Origin of the sequence: Spirillospora sp. NPDC048911 (genome assembly GCF_043198015.1) — a bacterium.
Lineage (GTDB): Bacteria > Actinomycetota > Actinomycetes > Streptosporangiales > Streptosporangiaceae > Spirillospora.
Window position 1 is genome coordinate 178,728 of sequence record NZ_JBICUD010000001.1, and the last position, 21,673, is coordinate 200,400.

A 21,673-nucleotide genomic window follows, 5' to 3' on the forward strand; every position below is an offset into this window, starting at 1 on the left:
CACAAGATGGCTCAAATCGACGGCCTGAGCCGTCACGCGAGCGCGCGACCGGGTCGTGAAGCCAGCCGAAGGCGAGGCTTCACGAGAGATCGCGAAGCGAGTCGCGCTCGCCGCTTTTGCGGTTCGGGTCCGAGCCTCCAGGCGAGGGCCCGAGGCCGCGAAAGCCTCAAACAGAGCCGCCTAGGTAGGCGGCTTTGACTCGGGGGTCTTGGGCCAGTTCGGCGGCGGGGCCGTCGAGGACGATGCGGCCGGTCTCCATGACGTACGCGCGGTCGGCGAGCCGGAGGGTCTGGTGGGCGTTCTGCTCGACGATGAGGATCGTCGTGCCCTGGTCGCGGATGTCGCGGACGACCTGGAGGACGCGCTGGGCGGTCTGCGGGGCCAGGCCCATGGTCGGCTCGTCGAGCGCGAGGAGGCGCGGGCGGTGCATGAGGGCGCGGCCGATGGCGAGCATCTGCTGCTCGCCGCCGGACATGAGGCCGGCGAGCTGGTCGCGCCGTTCCCCGAGCCGGGGGAACATCTCGTAGATCTCCTCGCGCCGGGCCTGGATCGCGCGGCGGTCGCGGCGGCGCTGGTAGCCGCCGAGGAGGAGGTTCTCGGCGACCGTGAGGGCCGGAAAGACGCGGCGGCCCTCCGGGACGTGACCCATTCCGAGGGTGACGACCTTGTGGGCTTTGAGGCGGCTGACGTCCTGGCCGTCGAAGACCACCTTTCCGGCGTGCGCGCGGTGGAGGCCGCTGACGGTGCGCAGGGCGGTGGTCTTGCCCGCGCCGTTGCTGCCGAGCAGCGCCACGATCTCGCCCTCGGCGACCTCGAACGAGAGGCCTTGGAGCGCCGCCACCTGTCCGTACCTGCTGACCAGGCCCGACACTTCGAGCAGCGCGGTCATCGCAGCACCTCCGCCACCAGGTCGGTCTCGGGATCGTCGGGCACGCCCAGGTAGGCCGCGATGACGCGCTGGTCCTCCTGGATCTCGGCGGGCGGTCCCGCCGCGATGGTCCGGCCGTACTCCAGCACGGTGACGCGGTCGGACACCGACATCACCAGCGCGACGTCGTGCTCGATCAGGACCACGGCGACGCCGAGGGCGCGGATGCGGGCGATGAGGTCCATCAGCGCCTGCTTCTCGGTCGGGTTGGCGCCCGCCGCGGGCTCGTCGAGCAGGATGACGCGCGGGTCGGCGGCCAGCGCCCGGGCGATCTCCAGGCGCCGCCGGTCGCCGTAGGAGAGGGCGCTCGCGGGCCGCGCGGCCGCCTCGTACAGCCCGACGAAGTCCAGCGATCGCCGCACCACGGCGAGGTCGGCGGAGCTCAGGGGGCGGAGGAGCCCTCGGTCGCGGGCGAAGCGGCCGATGAGGACGTTCTCGGCGACGGTCATGTCGTCGAAGAGCCGGATGTTCTGGAACGTGCGCGCCAGGCCTGCGGCGGCGACCCGGTGCGGCGCGTGCCCGGCGACGTCGCGGCCGTCGATCGCGATCGAGCCGGCGGACGGGGCGATCATTCCGGTGATGCAGTTGAACGCGGTCGTCTTGCCCGCGCCGTTCGGGCCGATGACGCTGATGACCTCGCCCGCGTTGAGTTCGAGCCGCAGGTCCTCGACCGCGGTCACGCCGCCGAAGCTGCGGTTGAGGCCGTTGACCTCCAGCAGGCGGCCGCCCGCCGCCGGATCGGATTTCTCCAGAGCGCTTTCGAGTGACTTGTCGGGTGGCGCCTCGGGCAGCTCGAGGTGCCGCAGGCGCGCTGGCCACAGCCCTTGCGGCCGGATCAGGATGATGATGATCAGAAGGATCGCGAAGATGAGCCCGCGGTAGTCCTGGACGGCGCGCAGCACCTCCGGCAGCGCCACGACCACGATCGCGCCGAGCACCACGCCGGGGCGGCTGCCCATCCCGCCGATGATGATCACCAGGAGGACGAACAGCGAGGTGAGGAACGTGAAGTTGGACGGGTCGACGGTGCCGAGCTGCGCCGCGTTCAAAGGCCCGGCGACCGCGCCGACGGCGGCGCCGAGCACGTACGCCAGCAGCTTGACCCGCCGCGTCGGCACCCCGACCGCCTCCGCCGCCCGGTCGTCGGACCGGACCGCCCGCCACGCGTACGCCAGCCGCGACCGCGCCAGCAGCCCGGTGACCGCGAGGACGATCGCGAAGACGACGAGGACCAGGTAGAAGAAGTCCACCGGCGTGACGATCTCGCGGCCGAAGAGCATCACCGGCGGGATGCCGGTCAGCCCGTTCGGTCCGCCCGTGACGTCCATGTTGATGACGGTGATGCGGATGATCTCGCCGAAGCCGAGGGTGACGATGGCCAGGTAGTCGCTGCGCAGCCGCAGGGTCGGGTAGCCGATGATGAGCCCGGCGAGCGCGGCGGCACCGATCGCGACCGGCAGCGTCAGCCAGAAGTTCCACTCCTGCTTGAGGATGAGCAGTCCCGACACGTACGCGCCGATCGCGTAGAACGCCGCGAAGCCGAGGTCGAGCAGACCCGCGTACCCGACGACGATGTTGATGCCGAGGCCGAGGATCGCGTAGATCAGGATGCTCGCCGCGACGGTCAGCGCGTAGTCGTCGAGGAGCTGCCCGACCAGCGCCGACACCAGGAGCAGGACCGGCCACCCGGCGAACGTGGCGTACCGCGCCGCCGGGCCGGACCGGGCCTTCGCCGTGATTCCGCCGAGGGCGCTCATGCGCGTTCCACCACCCGTTCGCCGAACAGCCCGGTCGGCCGCAGCGCGAGCACCGCGATCAGCAGGGCGAAGATGATGACGTCGGTCCAGCGGGAGGAGATGTAGCCCGCCGAGAACGACTGGACGAGCCCGATGAAGATGCCCGCCGCCATCGTTCCCGGCAGGTTGCCGATGCCCCCGAGCACCGCCGCCGTGAACGCGCGCAGCCCGATCAGGAACCCCATCCCGAAGCTGATCTGCGTGTAGTAGAGCCCGTACATGACGCCCGCCGCGCCGGCCAGCACCGAGCCGATGAAGAACGTCGTGAGGATCAGCCGTTCCACGTTGATGCCCTGCAGCCGGGCGGCGTCGCGGTCCATCGCGAGCGCCCGCATGGCGGTGCCGGTCATCGTCCGCGTGATGAAGAACCACAGGCCCGCCATGAGCACCACGGCCAGCACCACGAGGACGAGCTGGCCGTAGGTGACCCGGACGGAGCCGCCGAGGATCTGCCCGCCGTCCAGCGCGTTCGGATACGACTTGAACCGGGCGTCGGTGAGCACCTTGACGCCCTCCTGCAACGCCAGCGACACCCCGATCGCGGCGATGAACAGCGACAGCTGCGGCGCCTTGAGCAGCGGGGTGTAGGCGACGCGGGCGATGCCGGTCCCGACGACGCCGGTGGTGAGCGCGCCGATCACGACGGCGGCGAGCACGGCGGGCAACGCCATGCCGCCGGTGACGCCGATCGTGGTCAGCACGCTGAACCCGGCGAACGCGCCGATCATGAAGATGTCGCCGTGCGCGAAGTTGATCAGCCGGACCACGCCGTAGACCATCGAGTAGCCGAGCGCGATCAGCGCCAGGAACGACCCGATGGTCAGGCCGTTGACGAGGTACTGGACGAAATCGTTCATGCCGCGTGCTCCTTGTGGGGGGACGACCCCCCACACCCCCCGGTCCGGTCGCTTCGCTCCCTCATGATTTGGCGTCGACCCAGGTGGACCCGGCCGCGTCCAGCTTCTTGAAGCCCGCGAACGCGCCGCCCTTCACCGACACCGTGATGTAGAGCAGGCCCTCACGGTCGCCCTTGTCGTCGAACGAGAGGGGGCCGGTCACGCCCTGGTAGCCGTTGATGGCGTGCAGGGCCTTGGTGATGTCGGGGCCCTTGGTCGACTTGGCGTCGCCGATGGCCTTGGCGATGACCTTGACCGCGTCGTACTCGTACACCGAGAACGGCCCGGGGTCGTTGCCGGTCTTGGTCTTGAACCCGGTGACGAACGAGGCCGCGGTGGGCAGGTCCTTGGGCAGCGGCGCGGTGGTGGCGATGAACCCCTCGGCCGCGTCGCCCGCCGTCTTCAGCACGGTCGCGTCCGTGGTGGCGTCGCCGCCCATGAGCGTGAACTTCAGCCCGAGCTGCTTGCGCTGCTTCATCAGCAGCCCGGCCTCGGCGAAGTAGCCGGTGAAGTAGAGGACGTCGGGCTTCGTGGAGGCGATCTTGGTGAGCACCGGCGTGTAGTCGGACTGGCCCGGCTGCAGCGCGTCGTTGTAGACGACCTCCGCGCCGCCCGCCTGCTTCACCGACGCCGAGGCGGCGTCCGCCAGCCCCTTGGCGTAGGTGGTGTTGTCGTGCAGGACGGCGATGCGCTTGGCCTTGAGCTCCCCGGTCATGAACTTGGCGGCGAACAGGCCCTGCTTGTCGTCGCGCCCGCAGGTGCGGAAGACCTTGCCCTTGCCGGTCTCGGTGAGCACCGGGTTGGTGGACGCGTCGAGGACGAACGGCACGCTCCGCCGTCCGAAGATCGGCACGGCGGGCACCGCGGCGCTCGAACAGTAACCGCCCGCCACCGCCACCACGCCGCTGTTGAGCAGCTTCTGCGCCGCCTGCGCGCCCTGCTGGGCACTGCACGCGTCGTCGGCCTCCACGATCTTGATCTTCTTGCCGTCCACCCCGCCGGCGGCGTTGACCTCGTCGGCGGCCACCTTGGCGGCGGCGAGGATGTCCTGCCCGGCGGACGCGGAGTCGCCGCTCAGCGGGACCGGCACCCCGATCTTGATGTCGCCGGAACCGGAGCCGCTCCCGCCGCCGTCGCCGCAGGCGGTCGCGAACGGCACCATGAGCAGACCGAGGGAGAGCGCGCTGAACACGGTGGATCGTCTGGCGTTGCTCGTTCGCGGCGAACGTTCCGGCCGCGGCGAACGTTCCGGCGATGGGAAGTGAGGCATCGTTGGCTTCTCCGTCACTCGTCGGGGGGCCGGTGGCGTGTGTTGGAAAAGCCTGTGACGTGCGGGTGCTGCCCGTCGAGATCACCAAGCGCGCGATCTCGTACAGAGATCGGTAAGCACCGCTTAGCCTCCCCCTCTTGGCAGTGCGGCGCGGGATCGTGAGGATGGTGCGGGATGATCGATGGTGATGCGGGATTACCGAGGGTGACGCTGTATGACCGACGTACTCCTGCTGTCAGCGGCCGACGTGCACGCGGTGTTCGACGTCGGCACGGCGATCGAGTCGCAGCGCGCCGCGTTCACCGCCCTGGGCAGGGACGAGGCGCTCCTCGCGCCGCGGGCGCTGCTGCCCGCCGGCGGCCCTGCTGGTGACGATGTCGCGTTCTGCTATGTCTCGCGGCTGCCGGGGACGGGCCCGGTCGCGAAGTTCGGCAGCGTCAACCCGGGCAACGGCGAGCGCGGCCTGGCGAGCGTCTCGGCGATGGTGACCGTGCTGGACGAGATCACCGGCCGTCCCGTGGCGATCATCGAGGGCACCTCGGTCACGACGCTGCGCACGTCCGCCGGGAGCGCGGTCGCCGTGGACCACCTCGCCCCCACCGGTGCGTCCCGGCTGGCGATCATCGGTTGCGGTGTGCAGGGACGGGCGCACGTACGGGCGATCGCCGCCGTGCGGGCCCTCAGCGAGGTCCGCCTCCACTCCCGGACGCCCGGCTCCGCCACGGCGCTGGCCGCCGACCTCGAAAAGGAGCTGGGACTGCCCTTCGTCGTCGCCGGGAACGCCCAGGAGGCCGTCGAAGGAGCCGACATCGTCGCGGCGTGCACGACCAGCGAGCAGCCGGTGGTGCGCGGCGCGTGGTTGTCGCCCGGCTGCGTCGTGATCAGCGTCGGCTCGTTCACGCCCGATCACTCCGAGGTCGACGCGGAGGTCCTGGCCCGCGCCGCCGCGATCGTCGTCGACGACGTGGCCACCGCCGTCGAACAGGCGGGCCCGGTGGTGAACGCCCTGCGCGACGGCCGGTTGACCGAGGTGGACCTGCTGCCGCTCGGCAGGATCACCGCGGGCCTGACCACCGCGCGGAGTGCCCCCGAAGACATCATCTTCTTCAACAGCGTCGGGCTCGGCGTCCAGGACACGGCGGCCGCCGCGAGGATCGTCGACCTCGCCCGCGCCAAGGGCGCCGGAACCGTCGTAGCTCTCTGACCAGAAGGTCACAGTAATCGGGCGCGCGAATCCCCGCGGGCCCGTGTGCTCGGCACGCGTCCGGCTCCTAACCGGCGGAAGATGGCATGCGGAAGATGGCATGCAGCAGAACAGCGGTTTCAGGTGTCCCTGGTTGTAGGGAGGTAAGCCGTGCCGCAGCCGGATCTAGGGCCGTTCGAGGAGTTCGTCGAGCACCGTCTGCCCGCGCTCTACCGGTATGCGCGCGTGCTGACCGGCAACCGGCACGACGCCGAGGATCTGGTGCAGGAGGCGCTCACCCGTACGGGCGCGAGCTGGCGGCGGGTGCGGCGCAAGGACGACCCCGAGGGCTACGTGCGCATGACGATGGTGCGGCTCGTGGCGAACCGGCGGCGGCGATGGGGACGCGAGGAGCTGACCCCCGACCCGCCGGACCTGGCCGTCGCCGACCGCGGCCTCGACCGGGTGACCGGCGACGCCGGGTTCACGGCGGCGCTGGCCGGGCTGGGCCCGCGCATGCGCGGCGTCCTCGTGCTCCGGTACGTCGACCAGCTCAGCGATCCGGAGATCGCGCAGGTTCTCGGCTGCTCCGCCAGCACCGTGCGCAGCCAGGCGGCCCGTGCCCTCGCCAAGTTGCGCGCCACCATGACCGCCGAGGAGGAGTCGCGTGGATGAGTTCGAGCTTCAGGTGGCCGAACACCTGCGGACCGCCGCCGGCGACGATGAGCGGCCGCCGCCCGGACTGGGCGCCCGGATCGTGTCCCGGACGGCGGAGCGCCGTCGCCGCCGCCGGGGTCTGATCGCCGCCGCGGCGGCCGGCGTGCTGGTCATGCCGGTGGCCGTCGTCGTGGTCGAACAGATCTCCCCCACGCCGAGCTCGTCGGGGACCCCTGCCGTCACGGTGTCGCCGCGACCGCCGGAGACTATCTCGCGACGCCTGCCGGGCGGCCAGCGGTTCAGGGCCATGGCGTTGGGCCCGGACGGGACGGTGCTCGGCGGCGCCGTGACGATCGACCGCGACGGCTTCGTCATACCGCGCCGGGGAGTGTGGCAGGTCGAGCCGGGCGGCGGGTCCGCGCAGCGCGTCGCGGACACCCGGTCGGCGTCGCTTCCGTTCCTCTGGCTGATGGTGGTCGGCGAATCGGGCCGCGTGTGGCCGGAGCGCGAGAAGCTGAAGTGCCTGCCGCCCGCGCGAAGCAGCGGGGCATCGGCCGGTGAACGCGGCGGTGCGCGCACGCTCAAGGCGGTCTGGGACGGCCGCGGACCGTTCTTCGCCGGCAAGAACGTGATCGTCTGGAGCAATCCCGACAGTGCCGAACTGATCGTGGCCAACGGCTGCGACGGGCAGGTCAGGAAGCTGCCGGTGAAGGCGACGCTGGAGGCGTTCTCCTACCCCTACGCGTTCGTCCGCCCCGCGTCCGGCAGCCTGGTCGAGCAGGTGGACGTTCGTACGGGCGCCAAGACCTCGATCACGACGGGCGCCGACATGGCCGCCGTCTTCGGGGCGGGCCCGGGCGGGCTCGCGTGGGCGTCCGGCGACACGCTCACCGTGCGGGTCGCCCGCTCCGGCGAGCGACGAGTCGTCCACGGGCTGCCCCACGCGCGGAGCCCCGAGTACGGCGCCCGGATCACCGTGGGCGACGGCCTCGTCGTCTATTCGGCGGCGCACCAGGACACCGACAAGGCCCGGTCGCTGATCTATGACCTGCGCACCGGAACACGATCAACGGTCCCGGGCGAGGCCTGGACGGCCGGCGACCTGCTCCTGTGGCGCGAAGGCGACTCCTATCACCTGGCCCACCGCTGACCAGCCGGCCCGGCCGGTAACGGCCATGAGCACGGTGACGGGACGAGTCTCTCGGTGACGGGCTGACGTCCGGCCAGTGAATCCTTACCGGCACGCCAGGTACCGGCCGTCCTACCGTGGCGCCACCGACACCGGCACAGGGGAGCGCGTCATGGCCGACCAGCGGGCGAATACACGGTTGCTGACCGGAGATGAGCAGGAGCAGGTGCGGCTCTGGTTCGAACTGCCGCCGATCACGGCCAGTAGCGGCGACACCCGGCTGCCGTGGGACGCCCGTCTAGCGGGCGGACAATGGGACGACCAAAAGAAGGAAGAGCTGCGGACCGAACTGACCACGGCGATGACCAATGGCTTCTCGGAGACTTACAAGAACGTCTTCTGGAAAGCGAAGGCCAGTCACATTCCCATGGAACAGGTCGTCCCCATCGCTCGCGCGGCAAAGCGCATCGTCGACACCCTCTACGCCGAGTGGCTCGGCAACGCGGTTCTGACGCTGGATCAGATGAGGGAGCGTTCGCAACGCACCTTCACGCACCAAGGGGCCGGGGCGAACGTCATCGAGGTCTCGGACGAGGCGGCCCGCGGCAAGGACACGTGGGAGAAGCGAATCTACGAGGCGGTCAAGACCTTCGTCGCCTTCTCGGCGTCCTGCCAGAAGGTCATGAAGACGCACCATTTCTACCCCTACGGCGACCGGAAGGAGGAAGCCCTCTTCCTGACCAAGCTCTTCTGGGAGTATGCCGAGGCCAACCAGAACATGATCGACGTCTTCGACAGGTACGGGTCGGCGTACTCCGATCCGGCGTCCGGAAAGATCTTCGTGTCCGGTGCCGTCCGGGACTGGGACGGCAAGGACACACGGCTGGCGAAGGTCCGCGATCGCAAGTGGGAGCTCTTCGGAAAGATCGTTCACGAGTACCTGCATCTGCTGGAACATCCACTGGTCCCGGACGCGACGGCGAACAACCCGAGGGTGCGAGAGGGCTTCTGTGAGCACCTCACCATCCAGACCATCGCGCATGTGAAGGGCTTCGCCGATGCCACGCTGAAAGATCTGGCCGCTGAGGTCGAAGGAGATATGAACCATCCGGACGCCGGGCGCTGGAACCACTTCCTCAACACCTACGCGCCCAATCCGGACTATGCCGCCGCGGTCGGCCACGTCAAGGAGTTCGCGGCCAAGCACGACGAGAACGCCGTCCGAGCCGTCTTCTTCCAGGGGCACACCGAGTTCCTGGGCCGCCAGGCCACCGGCTGGCTGCCTGCCGCGCCGTCCCCTGCCAAGGGGATGCAGGCCATCCCGGTAGGACGGGCCTTCGACACCCCGGCCAAGCTCGCGGACGTCACCAGGCACGACAAGAAAGAGATCATGAGCGAGTATCCGGTCTGGGTGGACGAGAAGACCGCTCCGGCCCATGTCGTCGTGCAGGGCTTCCGCGGCCATCGCGTCGCCTCGATCGGCGGCATCGCGGAGACCTGGCAGCAGATCGCGGCCCAGCACGAGGTGGATCCCGGGGATCTCTCGAAACGCCATGGGATGGCCGACCCGCCGAAGGACGACTGGGTCCTCATCCCCCGGTCTCAGTGATCGGGTCGAGGTCCGGCAGGCAGGTCGCGGAGAAACCGGGTCAGCGCCCGGTAATACGGTTCGATGGTGCGGACGTCGACGTATTCGTCCGGACCGTGCTGGCCGTCGCCGCCGACGCCGAAGATGACGGCGTCGATACCGTCCTGATAGTAGAAACGGGCATCGGCCGCGCCGTGCTTTCGCAGGAAGTCCCCGGAATGGCCCTCCGCACGGGCCGCACGCTGCAAGGCCGACACCTCCGCGCTTTCCGGATCGGCCCGGTGCGGCGGAGCCACGGCACCGATCTCGACGGTGGTGCCCGGAACGCAGAACGAGGCGAAATGCTTGGCGATCTGCGCGGGGGTCCTGCCGGGGAGGTCGGCGTCCTCGGGCGGGTAGCGGACGTCCAGCCAGGCCGTCGCCCGCGCCGGGATCTGGTTGTACGCCTCATTGGGGGTCTCGATCCTGGCGACGTTGACCGTGGTGCGCCAGACCTCGCCGTCCGGGACGGGATAGGCGTCCAAGACGGCGTTCAACGTGCGGTTCAGCGTGACGAGGGCGTTGTCGCCGAGCCACGGATAGGCGCTGTGCCCGGCACGTCCCTTCGCGTGCAGGCGGAGGTTGACCAGCCCCTTGGACTCGGTCACCACCCGCAGCGCGCTGTACTCGCCGATGACCACGAACCGGCCGGTCACGCCCTGATCGAGCTGGTGGCGGGTGCCGTGGTGGCCGCCGACCTCCTCGTCGGTGACCAGCTGCAGACCGATCGGATAGGGCAGGACGGGGGCCAGCTCGGCGAAGACCCGCGCGAGCACCAGCGCGGAGACCTTCATGTCCTGCGCGCCGCGCGCGTACAGCCGATCACCGTCGCGGCGCGGCGCGAACTGCCCGGGATCACCGGGCACGACGTCCAGATGGGCATTGAAGATCACCCGAAACTCCGGCCGCGCACCGCCCCCGCCACCCGCGTACAGCAGCGCGCTCGGAGACCCGCCGGCCTCGAACCGCTCGACCGTGAAACCGGGGCCCACGAAGTCCAGCACGTAGTCGAGCGCCCGGCGCCGCTCGTCCGGCCGGTCGGCGGTCGAGGCGATGGCGAGCAGCTCGTCCGCCGAGCCGAGGAGCGATTCGAGGTTCACAGGCGGCGTCCTTCCCCAGGTGGCTTCAGGAGCGGCGGTCGAGACACGGTGCGCGAAACCGGCCTACGGCAGATCGCCCGGTTCGTCGGTCCGGGCCGGGTCGGTCAGGGTGGCGACGAACGCGGCCGACTCGGCGATCAGCGCACGCCAGCGGGTCCGGTCCTCGGGTGAGCCCGTCGCCGGCACCACGATCCACTCGCGCATGCGCCGTCCGCCGAGCACGCAGTTCTCGCCCTCGCCCTTGCCGACCAGCTCGTCAACGCGGGCCGCGGGCACCTTGGCGAAGAGCCGCTCCTTGGACACGAACGCGAACGACTTGCCGTTGAGCTGGAGCGAATCGCTCCGCAGCATCTTGCCGACGGTGACGTCGGGCCGTTCCAGCTGCTCGGCGGCGAGTTCGTCGAAGAGTTCCTGGGCTGTCGGACTGTCGGCCATGGTCCGAGACCACCACCCCGTTCGGGCCGGGTCAAGTGAGCCACGTCGCGGCCCGGCTCAGTCGCTGAGCGGGACGCGGAGGACGAAGCGGGCGCCGCGATCGCTGTCCTCGATGCCGAGAGTGCCGTGGTGGGCGCGGGCGACCTGCCGGGCGATCGGGAGACCGAGCCCGGTGCCGCCCGCGTCCCGGCTGCGGGCCGCGTCGAGCCGGGTGAAACGCTGGAACACGATCTCCCGGTCGCCGTCCTCGATGCCCGCGCCGTCGTCGACCACCTCCAGGACCGCCATGCCCTCCTCGGCCCGGACGGCGACGTGCACGCCGCGCACCGCGTGGCGTTCGGCGTTGTCAAGGAGGTTCGTCAGCAGCCGCGCCAGCCGCAGCCGGTCGCCGCGCACCGTCACGTCCGGGTCGAGGTCGGTGACGATCTCCTTGGTGCGCGGCGCCCGCGCCACCTCGGCCTCGACCAGACCGGCGAGCTCGACCAGGTCGGTGCCGCCCTGGGCCGCCCCCGCGTCCAGCCTGGCCAGTTCGAGGAGATCGGAGACGATCGCCTGCAGCCGGTCGAGGCTGCCGAGCACCGCCCGGCCGACCTCCGGCCAGTCGGTGTCGCCCGGATGCAGCAGCGCGTCCTCCACCTGCGCGCGCGCCGCGGTGATCGGGCTGCGCAGGTCGTGCGAGGCGTCGGAGGTGAAGCGGCGCTGCTGTTCGAGCGCGGCGTCGAGCCGGTCGAGCGTGGCGTTCGCGGCCTCGGCGAGCGCCCTGAGCTCGTCCCGGTTGGGCGGCACGGGCACGCGGCGGCCGGACTCGGTCGCGGTGATCTCCGACAGCTTCGCCTGGATGGCGTCCACCGGCGCGAGGGTCTGGTCCACCAGCCGCCAGCAGCCGACGACCGCGACCAGCACCACCAGCAGCGACACGCAGAGCAGGAAGAGGAGGAGGTTGGAGCCGACGTACCAGGGGACGACGTCGGCGGCGGCGTAGACCGTCCAGTCCCCGTCCGGCTGGTAGACGCGGAACGCGACCACGTTCATGCAGCCCTTCAGCCCTGCCGGCGGGCAGAGCCGCCGGCTCGCGTAGACGTTGTTCTCGCCGGGCTTGAACGAGGCGATCGGCGGATCGCCCTGAAGGTTGGCGGACGACGAGACGACCCGGCCCCTGGCGTTGAGCACCTGAAGCGCGGCCGTCTCACCCCTGGACAGCAACGGCCGGAGGTGGTCGCGCTTGATGAGGTGCACCACCTCGAGAGCCGCCGAGATGGTCTTCTCGCGTTCGAAGCCCTCCGCCTGGCCACGCACCCCGAGAACGACCAGCGCGCTGACGCTCACGCACACCAGAGCCGCGATGGCCCCGGCCGTCAGGGTCATACGCACCCGTATGGACCATCGCCGTTCTCCGACCACTCGACCTCCCGTGGGTGACATAACCACCCTGCTGGCAGGCCTACACCTGACTCCGATCACGTACCGGCCAGGAGACGGCAAAGAAGCGGTCGGACGCCGCGGTGGCAGGCGTTCTGGCGAGCGCGGCGGACGGCGTCAGACGAGCGCGGTGCCGATGAGCCCCTCGCGGGTGACGAGGCGGGCGAGGGCCTCCTCGTCCAGGTCCGCGGTGCCGTCCGGCCGGCGCGGCAACACCATGTACCGGGCCTTCGAGCTGGAGTCCCAGACCGCGATCTCCGTCTCGTCCGGCAGCACCAGCCCGAACTCGGCCAGCACGGCGCGCGGCTCGCGGACCACGCGCGCCCGGTAGGCGTGGCTCTTGTACCAGGACGGGGACGGCCCGAGCAGCGCCACCGGATAGCAGGAGCAGAGCGTGCAGACGATCACGTTGTGCGTGGCTGCGGTGTTCTCGACGATCACCAGCCGGAAGCCCTGGCGGGCGGGGTCGGCCGGGCCGAGCCCGAGTTCGCCGAGGGCCGCGTTCCCGTCGGCGAGCATCCGTTCCCTGAACGCGGGGTCGCTCCACGCGCGCGCCGCGAGCCGGGCGCCGTTCATGGGGGAGGCGTTCTCAAGGAACCTGGTGAGGAACGCGTCGAGCTCGTCGTCGGTCGTCAGCCCCGCGGCGACGGCGCGTTCCTCCAGCCTGCGGACGCGCGCCGCGACCGGCAGGTCGGCATGGCCCTCAGCATGGCTCAAGGTAGGACTCCCAGAGATCGACGGCGACGGTGTGGTCACCGACGCCCCACAGATCGCGGGCCGCGAACCGCACGACATAGACGGTCTCGACGCGAGGCGGATCGATCCCCCGGGCGCGGTCGTCCGGCAGCGCCGAGGCCTCGTACGTGTGAACGATCTCGCCTGACTGGCCGCGGACGTAGCGCGGCGCTCGGGTGTGATGTTCGGGATCGAGCGCGCGAACGCGAACCCGATCGCCGACCGTGAACGCCGCGGCCAGCGCGAGAGGCTGAGCCAAGGCCGGACCTTGGCCCTGAGCTTGGTCTGAGGCTTGGGCTTGGGCTTGGGGGTCAGGCAAGGCCCTTCGCCTCCAGCAGGTCCTCCATGGCGATGAGCCAGCGCTCGTAGTAGGAGACGTGCAGGTAGGTCTCCGGCGGGATCCGCTCGATGGCGTCCCGGAACTCGTCCACGTTGTAAGCGCCGGCGCGCAGGAGCGCCGAGCTCAACGCGAAGACGCGGGCCTCCCAGTCGGCGTGGAACGCGGGCTCGTCGCCCACGACGATCGGCACGGGGCCGAAGCCGAGTTGCCCGCCCAAGTCGTGCACCCTGCTCATGCCCCCGACGCTAACCGCCGAGATCTCGTACCGGAAGGCCCGCCGTCGTGTCGCGGGTCTAACGCTTGCGAAGCACCCGATCGAGGACGTCGGGCTTGTTGGTGATGATGCCGTCCACACCCGTCTTGAGGGTGATGCGCATCTTGGCGGAGTCGTCCACGGTCCAGGCGAAGACCTCCATCTTGGAGCGATGGACGCTCTTCACGTACGAAGCGGTGAGGCCCTTGTACGAGGGGTTGATCTGATCGGCCCACTTGGCGAGCGCGGGCAGCTGGGCGGTGGACGGCTTGCCGAGCAGCCCGACGGGCACCTTCGGGAGGAGCCGGTTGAAGCGGCGCGCCGAACCGAAGTCGAACGACTGGACGATGAGCCGCCGTTCGAGCGGATCGGGACGCAGCCACGACGGGTTACGGCGCAGCTCGTACGCGACGCGGCGTTCGATCCCGGGATACCGCTCGGGCTCCTTGATCTCCAGCAGCAGCCCGAGGCCGCTGCTCTGCATGGCGCGCAGCGTCTCGCCGAGGGTGGGCACGCGCTCGCGCTTGTACCTGGAGCCGAACCATGAGCCCGCGTCGAGCCTGCGGATCTCGGCGAGGGTGAAGTCTGAGACCCGCCACGGAGATCGGAACGGGTACACCGACTCCACGTTGGTCGTGCGGGCCAGCGTGGTGTCGTGCATGAGGACCAGCTTGTGATCCTTGGTCTGCTGCACGTCGATCTCGAACAGGTGGGCGCGCTTCGTCCGGGCCAGCTTGAACGCGGCGATCGTGTTCTCGGGAGCGGCGGCGGAAGCGCCACGGTGAGCGATGTTGGCGGTCCTGCGAGCAGCGGAAGCGGTGGAAACCAGGCCGGGAGGAGCGACGGGAGCGTTGGCGGTGGCGGCGTCGGGGGCGGCGTCCGCGGTCGGGAGCGGGATGGTCGTGGCGGCCACGGCGGCGGCGAGGGGGAAACCGAGCCGTCGGAACATTGTCACCTCGAACATGGCAGGGGAACTGACCTACCAAGCTTTGAGGTCTTCGATGAAAGCGAAGTAACGACCCGATAGCAGGTCGTGTAATCCGGGTGACTTTACGCGCCGGACGATTCCGGCGCCGAGTCAGTCGGCTCTGAGGATCCGGAGGGTGGAGAAGGAGCCGCGGGCGGCAGCGAAGCGACCGGCCCCGGAGAGGTCGTGGGCGGCAGAGCATCTCCGGACGCCGGAGAAACTGTCGACGATGCGGAAGCTCCGTCTTCGTCGCTCGCGCGAAACGTCCGGCGCAGGCGCCTGCCTACGCGCGGCCTCGGGAACCGCCGCCGGAGCCGTTCGGCCTCGATGACACCGGACTCGATGACCTTCGGCAGCAGCGGGCCGCGAGGCGCGGCCAGCCGGGTCGGACGGCTCCGCCCGCGCAGGGTCACCGACTTGCCGAGATCCCATTCGTCGGCCTCGGCGAGATGCGCCAGTTCGAGCACGGTGGACGAGGCGAGCACACGCCCCGGCGCGACCTTCGCCAGGTCGCTCAGGCGCGCGGCCTCGTTCACCGGATCGCCGATGACCGTGTATTCGAAGCGTTGCTCGGCACCGATATAGCCCGCGACGACGGGCCCGGCGGAGACCCCGATCCCCGCGTCCACCTGCGGAACCTCCGTGCGCAGCCGGAATGAGAGCTCGCGTGCGGCGCCCAGCGCGCCACCGGCCGGGTCGTCCAGATCGGTCGGCGCCCCGAAGATGGCGAGCGCGGCGTCGCCCTCGAACTTGTTGATCCATCCGCCGTGGCCGTTGACCGTCTCGACCACCACGCCGAAGAACTGGTTGAGCAGCGTCACCACCTCGCCCGGCGCGTGCGTCTCGGCCAGCCGCGTCGACCCCGTCAGGTCGACGAACAGGACCGCGACCTCCCGGGTCTCGCCGCCCAGCTCGATGCGTCCGTTCTCCAAAGCCAGCCCCGCGACCTCCTCGCCCACATGCCGGCCGAACAGGTCGCGCAGGCGTTCGTGGTCCCGCAGCCCGGCGACCATGTGGTTGAAACCGGACTGGAGCTGCCCGACCTCGCTGGCGTCGTACACCTCGATCTCGGTCTCCAGATGGCCGCGTTCGACCATGGCCATGCCCTTGCGCACCGTCTTGATCGGATCGGCGATCGCCTGGGTGGCCAGATACGTGACCGCCATGCCGACGAGCAGCGCCGTACCGCCCAGCCCGAGAATCGTGATCGCCAGCTGGGTGGTGCCGATGCCGCCGGCGGCCAAAGCTCCAACGGCCACGCAGACCAGCCCGAAGACAGGGATCGCGGTGCCGAGGGCCCAGGCGAGCATCACCCGCGTCGTCACGCCGGGAAGCTTGATCCGGCGCGGGTGCTTCTCGGCGGTCAGGACGAGCGCGGCCGCCGGGCGCAGCAGCCGTTCGGACAGCAGATAGACGATCGTGCAGGTGGTGGCCGCGCCGAGAAGCGACGTGAGACTCGTCTTCACCGCGAACCGCGCGGTGAACATCACCAGGTCCAGAACCGCGATGCCAACGGCGCCGAGCGCCCACAACGTCCCCATCACGAGCGTCACCCGGAGCGGCCCGAGCAGCACCGCGCGACGCTGCCGCCGGTCGGGCGTCCCGCCTTCCCGGACGAGGCGGACGACCGGACGCCACAGCCGGAACCCCGAGGCCAGCGCGATGGGGACCGCGAACACCGGATAGCTGAAGAACGCGATCACATTGACCAGGCGCGCGTACGCGAGATCGGACATCGGCGGATCGGGCACCACGAACAGCGCGAACAGCAGCACCACCAGGGCGCCGACCACGTTGGCGACGCCGACGACGGAGAGGAGCACCCAGCGCACGCGCACTTCGAGCATCGTGCGCGGGACGCCGGGGAGAGTGTCCAGCCGGCGCGCCACCGCCTTGCCCGTCACGGTCACCGCCTTGCCGGTCATGCCACGCCGGTCACAACACAGGACGATCTCACGATAGAACGCGAAACCCACCGGGGCCCATGTGCACCCTGGTGTTATGACCACCGTCACAGGTTGCGGAGCCCGCCGCCAGGTACAATCGCGATCATGAGTTGTTCTGGCGTCGGTCCCGTGGGGATCTGGTTTCTGTAGTCTCCCCCGCTGACGCGGCGTTCTGATCGCCCGCGTCGGACGCGGTCGAGCATGCCCGCGATGCATCGCGTCGTGTCGCGTCCCCTTCACCCCCGCTGCCAGGACCTAGTTCCTTCCAAGCATCTCTCTGCGTAGCTACGCGCGCCAACGCGGCGTCCGTACGCCGCCCCGAGGTGCAGGAACTGCGCTCAAAGGGCAGGTACGCGCGCTCAGAGTGCAGAAACGCACCCCAGACGCAGGTACAGGCCCTGAGGCAGTTCCGTTCTGTGCCGTATGGCGCTGCACAGGACGCCGCATAACGAGGCTCTGGTGAGCGGGATCAGCCCTGATCAACACATTCCTGGCTCAGCCCTGCCCTGCCTGCCTCTGCCCTGCCTACCTATTCCGCCTGCTCAACGGCGGAGTCGACGGCAGCGGCATCAGCGGCGATAGCGGCAGCGAGCCGGGAGCAAGCTTCTGGAGGTCGACGCATATGACCCGCCACCGCCCACCACACACCGAAACCTCGCAGCTCAGCCTCAAGGACGTCGGGAAGGCGTACGAGGGCCGGATCGTCCTCGAACAGGTCTCGTTCTCCGTACGCACCGGCGAGAAGGTCGGGGTGATCGGCGAGAACGGCTCCGGCAAGTCCACGCTGCTCCGGATGCTCGCCGGCGAGGAGAAGCCCGACGGCGGGGAGATCACCGTCATGGCCGCGGGCGGCGTGGGCCACCTCGGGCAGACGCTCGATCTGGCACCCGAGCTCACCGTGACCGACGCGATCGACCACGCCCTCGCCGACCTGCGCGATCTCGAACGGCGCATGCGGGAGGCGGAGGCCACCCTGGCCGAGGCGTCCCCCGAGGAAATGGCCGACTACGGCGACCTGCTCACCGCGTACGAGGCGCGCGGCGGTTACGAGGCCGACGCCCGCGTCGACGCCGCGATGCACGGCCTCGGGCTGGCGCACATCACCCGCGACCGGGTGCTGGGCAGCCTCTCCGGCGGCGAGCAGTCCCGGCTGGGGCTGGCCTGCGTCCTGGCGGCCGCACCCGAACTCCTCCTGCTGGACGAGCCGACCAACCACCTCGACGAGCAGGCCGTTACCTGGCTGGAGGGACAGCTCCGGGCGCACCGGGGCACCGTCGTGACCGTGACGCACGACCGGGCGTTCCTCGAAGGATTCGCCACGGCGATCCTCGAGGTCGACCGGGACCGGCGCACGGTCACCCGCTACGGCGACGGCTGGAACGGCTACCTCAAGGGCAAGGCCGCCGCCCGCCGCCGCTGGGAACAGGAGTACGCGGAATGGCTCAGTGAGATCGACCGGCAGACCGAACTGGCCGAGGCCGGCGCCGAACGGCTCGGCTCGCTCGGCCCGGTCAACCGGGAGCAGCGCATGTCGGGCCGCCACCGCCGGTCACACGAAGGCGGCGTGTCGGCGCTGATCCGCAACGCTCGCGAACGGCTGCAACGCCTGCACGACAACCCGGTGTCACGGCCGCCCGACCCCCTCCGCTTCGCCGCCCGGATCGAGGGTGGCAAGGGCGACGGCCTCACCGCCGAGCTGGCCGGGGTCAAGGTCTCCGGGCGGCTCGACATCGAGGAGTTCAAGCTGGCCCCAGGCGAACGGATGTTGCTCTCCGGCCCGAACGGGGCAGGCAAGACAACCCTGCTCCGCGTCCTGGCCGGAGACCTGGCCCAGGACCACGGCAAGGTGAAGCGGCCGAAACGAATCGGCTACCTGCGGCAGGAGCTGCCGGTAGAACGATCACAACGCAACGTCCTGACGCTCTTCGCCGAGGGCCTCGCAGGCGCACCCGCCGACCACGCCGACGCGCTGCTCAAGCTGGGACTCTTCCGCGAGGAGGATCTGGGACGGCCGGCCTCGGCACTGTCGGTCGGCCAGCGCCGCCGCCTGGAACTGGCCCGCCTGGTCACCCGTCCAGCGGATCTCCTCATCCTGGACGAGCCCACCAACCACCTGTCCCTGGCCCTGATCGAGGAACTCGAAGAGGCCCTCGACTCGTACAAGGGATCGTTGCTGGTGGTCTCCCACGACCGGCGGTTCCGGAGCGGCTTCACCGGCACGCGCACGGAGCTGGAAGGAGGCCGCCTGAAAGCCGCCTGACACCGCGGGCGCCCCAGGGGATCATCACCCGGGGCGCCCGCGACGTCCAGCCGAAATCAGCGGCGGCTAGCCCGGCCAGAAGCCACCGCAGGAAGTTCCGCCGCCGTCCGCTTGCCACTGAACCCACCCAGCAGCAGCCACCCGATCACGATGAGCACCATCCACCCAGCCATTACGTACAGCGCGACACGGGTGTCGTGCTCCCAGGCAATCGTCACCGTGACGAAGGCAAAGAAGGCGAGCACCAGCCAGTTGGTGTACGGGGCGCCAGGCATCCGGTATGCGGAGCCCTCGATCTCCCCGGCGCGCACCCTGCGCCGGTAGACCAGGTGCGAAACCACGATGATGCCCCAGATCAGGATGGCGCCCCCAGTGGAAACGGAGGTGATGTACTCGAACGCCTTCTCCGGCACGATCGCGTTCACAACAACGCCGATGCCCATGACCAGCGCCGAAATAACGACCGTCAGCACCGGGACGCCACGCCCGTTCAGCTCGCCCAGCGCCTTCGGACCGTCCCCGTTCACGCCCGCCGTCCGCAACATCCGTGACGTCGAGTAGAGCCCGCCCGCGTTGCAGGACGACAGCGCCGCCGTCAGCACCACGAAGTTGACGATGTCCGCGCCGCCCGGGACGCCGATCTTGTCGAATGCCAGCACGAACGGGCTGGCCCCGCCCATGAACTCGCCCCAGGGCACCACGGACAAGATCACCAGGAGCGATCCCAGGTAGAACAGCGCGAACCGGATCGGCAGCGCGTTGATGGCCTTCGGGATATTCCGTTCAGGATCCTTGGCCTCGCTAGCCGTAACGCCCACCAGCTCGACACCCAGATAGGCGAACAACACCATCTGAAGCGTCATGAGCATCGGGCTGACACCCTCGGGGAAGAACCCCCCATGCGACCACAGGTTGCTGACCTTGGCCGTCTCGCCCGCGTCGCCGAACCCGAACGCCAGCACCGCCACACCGACGAGAATCATCAGCACGATCGCGGCGACCTTGATCATGGCGAACCAGAACTCCAGCTCGCCGAAGAGCTTCACCGAGATCAGGTTCACCACGAACAGGATCACGAGCGCCACCAGCGCGGTCTGCCATTGCTCGACCTCAGGCCACCACTTCTGGACGTACAGCCCCGCCGCCGTCAGCTCGGCCATCCCGGTCGTCACCCAGATGATCCAGTACGTCCAGGTCGTGGCGTAGCCCCAGAACGGCCCGAGGAACTCCCGCGCGTACCCGGCGAACCCGCCCTCCGCCCGGCGATACGTCAGCAGCTCGCCCAGCGCCCGCATCACGAAGAAGAGCATCAGCCCCGCCACCGCGTACGTCAGGATCAAGCTGGGCCCGGCCTTGGCGATGTTCTTCCCGGCCCCCAGGAACAACCCGGTGCCGATCGTCCCACCGATGGCCAGCATCTGGATCTGCCGGGTGCCAAGCCCCCGCTCGTACCCCTCCGCGGACATACAGGCCTTTCTCAAGTCGACAGCAGGGCCATATTAGGAACCTCAACCCCAAAAGCGAAAAAGCCCCCCAAACGCCCCACCCTACGAGCATGACCACAAAGGGAGCCACCCGCGTCCGGAACCCCCATCAGCACCGCGCCGAGCCTGCGGCGAGCACACCCTCACCCGGCGCGAACTGGACGAGATATCCAACAGCGTCACCTCGACCCTCCTGGATCACGACCAGGCCAGGCCCAGACAAAAACTGGGAGCTCTACGAGACCCAGGCGTCCACCCTCATCATCGGCACCGAATGGCTGGCCCACCTCAAGACCTGCCTGTCCCCCACAAACTCCCCCGCTCCTTCGAACGAGTGACCACCCCCTCCGCGACAACGCCGGCAAGATCAGGCGCTCCGCCCTCCGCACCGCCCGCCTCCCCTGAATCAAGTTGGCGCCCACCTCAGCCATCGCGTATGCTCTCGGACGTCGCCAAGAACGGCTCAGCCGGTCAGGAGACACCAAGCAAGGTCCTGTGGAGCAGTTAGGAGTGCTCGCCACCCTGTCAAGGTGGAGGCCGCGGGTTCAAATCCCGTCAGGACCGCCAGGCGCGCACGCGCGTCATGGGCAGGTAGCTCAGTCGGTACGAGCGTCCGCCTGAAAAGCGGAAGGTCGGCGGTTCGACCCCGCCCCTGCCCACCTCTCTAAGCAGCAAGAACGGCCCTTGACCAGCGCTTACGCGGTCAGGGGCCGTTCTCGTCTGTCCGGCTGTGTCCGGCTGTCATCGGCGGTTTGCGGTTGATCGTGCGGAATACGTGCGGAACTCAGTCGCCCCACAGCACCTCCTCAACGGCCTGCCCAGGAGCGCGCGCCTCCTCGCACCTCTCCTGCCGCCTGTGACGCTTCCCGCACACCGGGGGCTCCCGCACGTCCGCTCAGCGAGGCCGACGCCGCGTTACGATCGATGATGCGCTAAACTCTTGTCCCCGACAAGGGTATTGATCTAGATAACATTGACTTTGACAAGGGTATGAAGGGACAATCGGGTGGCAGACTGGATGGAACAGCTGGTTGACGAAGCCGAGAAGCAGGGTTTCACCGTCAGCCAGGCGGACAACGGCAGCTGGCTGTTCCGGAAGGGAGCCTCTCGGACAGTGACGACCGAGCCCACCACCGCCACCGAGTGGGTGACCCTCTTCAGCACCCTGCGGCGGGCTGGGTTGAACCTGTCTGAGAAGCAGAGCGACAAGGAAACGTAGGAGCCAAAGTGCGGGGGGCCGCGCTGCAA

19 protein-coding genes and 2 tRNA genes are annotated in these 21,673 nt (G+C 69.6%); 8 read left to right on the forward strand and 13 right to left on the reverse strand.

Features of this window, described 5'->3' with window-relative positions; all coding sequences use genetic code 11:
• Nucleotides 1–166: 166 nt before the first annotated feature.
• From ACGFNU_RS00820 to ACGFNU_RS00835, 4 genes are all read right to left on the reverse strand, one after another.
• On the reverse strand, nucleotides 167–889 hold the full coding sequence (locus ACGFNU_RS00820) for an ABC transporter ATP-binding protein (RefSeq protein WP_392589136.1): 723 nt from the start codon (nucleotides 887–889) through the stop codon (nucleotides 167–169).
• Nucleotides 886–2,685, reverse strand: coding sequence for an ATP-binding cassette domain-containing protein (locus ACGFNU_RS00825; RefSeq protein ID WP_392589137.1), 1,800 nt, complete (start codon nucleotides 2,683–2,685; stop codon nucleotides 886–888). Before ACGFNU_RS00825 ends, ACGFNU_RS00820 begins: the two co-directional genes overlap by 4 nt.
• On the reverse strand, nucleotides 2,682–3,581 hold the full coding sequence (locus tag ACGFNU_RS00830; RefSeq protein ID WP_392589138.1) for a branched-chain amino acid ABC transporter permease: 900 nt from the start codon (nucleotides 3,579–3,581) through the stop codon (nucleotides 2,682–2,684). The genes ACGFNU_RS00825 and ACGFNU_RS00830 overlap by 4 nt, the downstream gene beginning before the upstream one ends.
• Nucleotides 3,582–3,642: 61 nt before the next feature.
• Nucleotides 3,643–4,890 (reverse strand): branched-chain amino acid ABC transporter substrate-binding protein, encoded by a 1,248-nt coding sequence (locus ACGFNU_RS00835; RefSeq protein ID WP_392589139.1) that lies wholly within the window; start codon nucleotides 4,888–4,890, stop codon nucleotides 3,643–3,645.
• Between the two features lie 214 nt (nucleotides 4,891–5,104).
• Between ACGFNU_RS00835 and ACGFNU_RS00840 the strand changes: the two genes are divergently transcribed.
• The 4 genes from ACGFNU_RS00840 to ACGFNU_RS00855 all read left to right on the forward strand — a co-directional run bounded on the left by ACGFNU_RS00840 (nucleotide 5,105) and on the right by ACGFNU_RS00855 (nucleotide 9,468).
• Nucleotides 5,105–6,094, forward strand: coding sequence for an ornithine cyclodeaminase family protein (locus ACGFNU_RS00840; protein WP_392589140.1), 990 nt, complete (start codon nucleotides 5,105–5,107; stop codon nucleotides 6,092–6,094).
• Between the two features lie 150 nt (nucleotides 6,095–6,244).
• Nucleotides 6,245–6,748, forward strand: coding sequence for a SigE family RNA polymerase sigma factor (locus ACGFNU_RS00845; RefSeq protein ID WP_392589141.1), 504 nt, complete (start codon nucleotides 6,245–6,247; stop codon nucleotides 6,746–6,748).
• Nucleotides 6,741–7,880: a hypothetical protein gene (locus ACGFNU_RS00850; RefSeq protein WP_392589142.1), complete on the forward strand. Its 1,140-nt coding sequence runs from the start codon at nucleotides 6,741–6,743 to the stop codon at nucleotides 7,878–7,880. Before ACGFNU_RS00845 ends, ACGFNU_RS00850 begins: the two co-directional genes overlap by 8 nt.
• A gap of 151 nt (nucleotides 7,881–8,031) precedes the next feature.
• Nucleotides 8,032–9,468 carry a hypothetical protein gene (locus ACGFNU_RS00855; protein WP_392589143.1) on the forward strand — a complete coding sequence of 479 codons (1,437 nt, stop codon included), beginning with the start codon at nucleotides 8,032–8,034 and terminating at the stop codon, nucleotides 9,466–9,468.
• Here the strand turns inward: ACGFNU_RS00855 and ACGFNU_RS00860 are convergent.
• The 8 genes from ACGFNU_RS00860 to ACGFNU_RS00895 all read right to left on the reverse strand — a co-directional run bounded on the left by ACGFNU_RS00860 (nucleotide 9,462) and on the right by ACGFNU_RS00895 (nucleotide 16,660).
• Nucleotides 9,462–10,586 (reverse strand): M20 family metallopeptidase, encoded by a 1,125-nt coding sequence (locus ACGFNU_RS00860; RefSeq protein ID WP_392589144.1) that lies wholly within the window; start codon nucleotides 10,584–10,586, stop codon nucleotides 9,462–9,464. The genes ACGFNU_RS00855 and ACGFNU_RS00860 overlap by 7 nt on opposite strands.
• A gap of 63 nt (nucleotides 10,587–10,649) precedes the next feature.
• Nucleotides 10,650–11,021, reverse strand: a complete 372-nt coding sequence (locus ACGFNU_RS00865; RefSeq protein WP_392589145.1) for a hypothetical protein — start codon at nucleotides 11,019–11,021, stop codon at nucleotides 10,650–10,652.
• Between the two features lie 57 nt (nucleotides 11,022–11,078).
• The gene (locus ACGFNU_RS00870) at nucleotides 11,079–12,386 is read right to left on the reverse strand and encodes a sensor histidine kinase (RefSeq protein ID WP_392590963.1); all 1,308 of its coding nucleotides are present in this window, start codon (nucleotides 12,384–12,386) and stop codon (nucleotides 11,079–11,081) included.
• A 171-nt stretch (nucleotides 12,387–12,557) separates the two neighbouring features.
• A complete protein-coding gene (locus ACGFNU_RS00875) occupies nucleotides 12,558–13,157 on the reverse strand; it encodes a nitrile hydratase subunit alpha (protein WP_392589146.1) in 600 nt (199 codons plus the stop codon).
• Nucleotides 13,144–13,434: an SH3-like domain-containing protein gene (locus ACGFNU_RS00880; RefSeq protein WP_392589147.1), complete on the reverse strand. Its 291-nt coding sequence runs from the start codon at nucleotides 13,432–13,434 to the stop codon at nucleotides 13,144–13,146. The genes ACGFNU_RS00875 and ACGFNU_RS00880 overlap by 14 nt, the downstream gene beginning before the upstream one ends.
• A 52-nt stretch (nucleotides 13,435–13,486) precedes the next feature.
• Nucleotides 13,487–13,750, reverse strand: a complete 264-nt coding sequence (locus ACGFNU_RS00885; protein WP_392589148.1) for a hypothetical protein — start codon at nucleotides 13,748–13,750, stop codon at nucleotides 13,487–13,489.
• 58 nt (nucleotides 13,751–13,808) lie between these two features.
• The gene (locus tag ACGFNU_RS00890) at nucleotides 13,809–14,717 is read right to left on the reverse strand and encodes a glycerophosphodiester phosphodiesterase (RefSeq protein WP_392590964.1); all 909 of its coding nucleotides are present in this window, start codon (nucleotides 14,715–14,717) and stop codon (nucleotides 13,809–13,811) included.
• A 101-nt stretch (nucleotides 14,718–14,818) separates the two neighbouring features.
• Nucleotides 14,819–16,660, reverse strand: a complete 1,842-nt coding sequence (locus ACGFNU_RS00895; RefSeq protein ID WP_392589149.1) for an adenylate/guanylate cyclase domain-containing protein — start codon at nucleotides 16,658–16,660, stop codon at nucleotides 14,819–14,821.
• 643 nt (nucleotides 16,661–17,303) lie between these two features.
• On the opposite strand from ACGFNU_RS00895, the gene abc-f reads away from it, so the two are divergent.
• Nucleotides 17,304–18,941, forward strand: a complete 1,638-nt coding sequence (gene abc-f / locus ACGFNU_RS00900; protein WP_392589150.1) for a ribosomal protection-like ABC-F family protein — start codon at nucleotides 17,304–17,306, stop codon at nucleotides 18,939–18,941.
• A gap of 56 nt (nucleotides 18,942–18,997) precedes the next feature.
• Here abc-f and ACGFNU_RS00905 read toward each other — a convergent pair whose 3' ends face one another.
• Nucleotides 18,998–20,407 (reverse strand): amino acid permease, encoded by a 1,410-nt coding sequence (locus ACGFNU_RS00905; RefSeq protein WP_392589151.1) that lies wholly within the window; start codon nucleotides 20,405–20,407, stop codon nucleotides 18,998–19,000.
• A 507-nt stretch (nucleotides 20,408–20,914) separates the two neighbouring features.
• Here ACGFNU_RS00905 and ACGFNU_RS00910 point away from each other — a divergent pair.
• The 3 genes from ACGFNU_RS00910 to ACGFNU_RS00920 all read left to right on the forward strand — a co-directional run bounded on the left by ACGFNU_RS00910 (nucleotide 20,915) and on the right by ACGFNU_RS00920 (nucleotide 21,644).
• Nucleotides 20,915–20,992, forward strand: a tRNA-Asp gene (locus tag ACGFNU_RS00910).
• Nucleotides 20,993–21,010: 18 nt separating this feature from the next.
• A tRNA-Phe gene (locus tag ACGFNU_RS00915) sits at nucleotides 21,011–21,084 on the forward strand.
• Nucleotides 21,085–21,431: 347 nt separating this feature from the next.
• Nucleotides 21,432–21,644 carry a hypothetical protein gene (locus ACGFNU_RS00920; RefSeq protein WP_392589152.1) on the forward strand — a complete coding sequence of 71 codons (213 nt, stop codon included), beginning with the start codon at nucleotides 21,432–21,434 and terminating at the stop codon, nucleotides 21,642–21,644.
• Nucleotides 21,645–21,673: the final 29 nt, after the last annotated feature.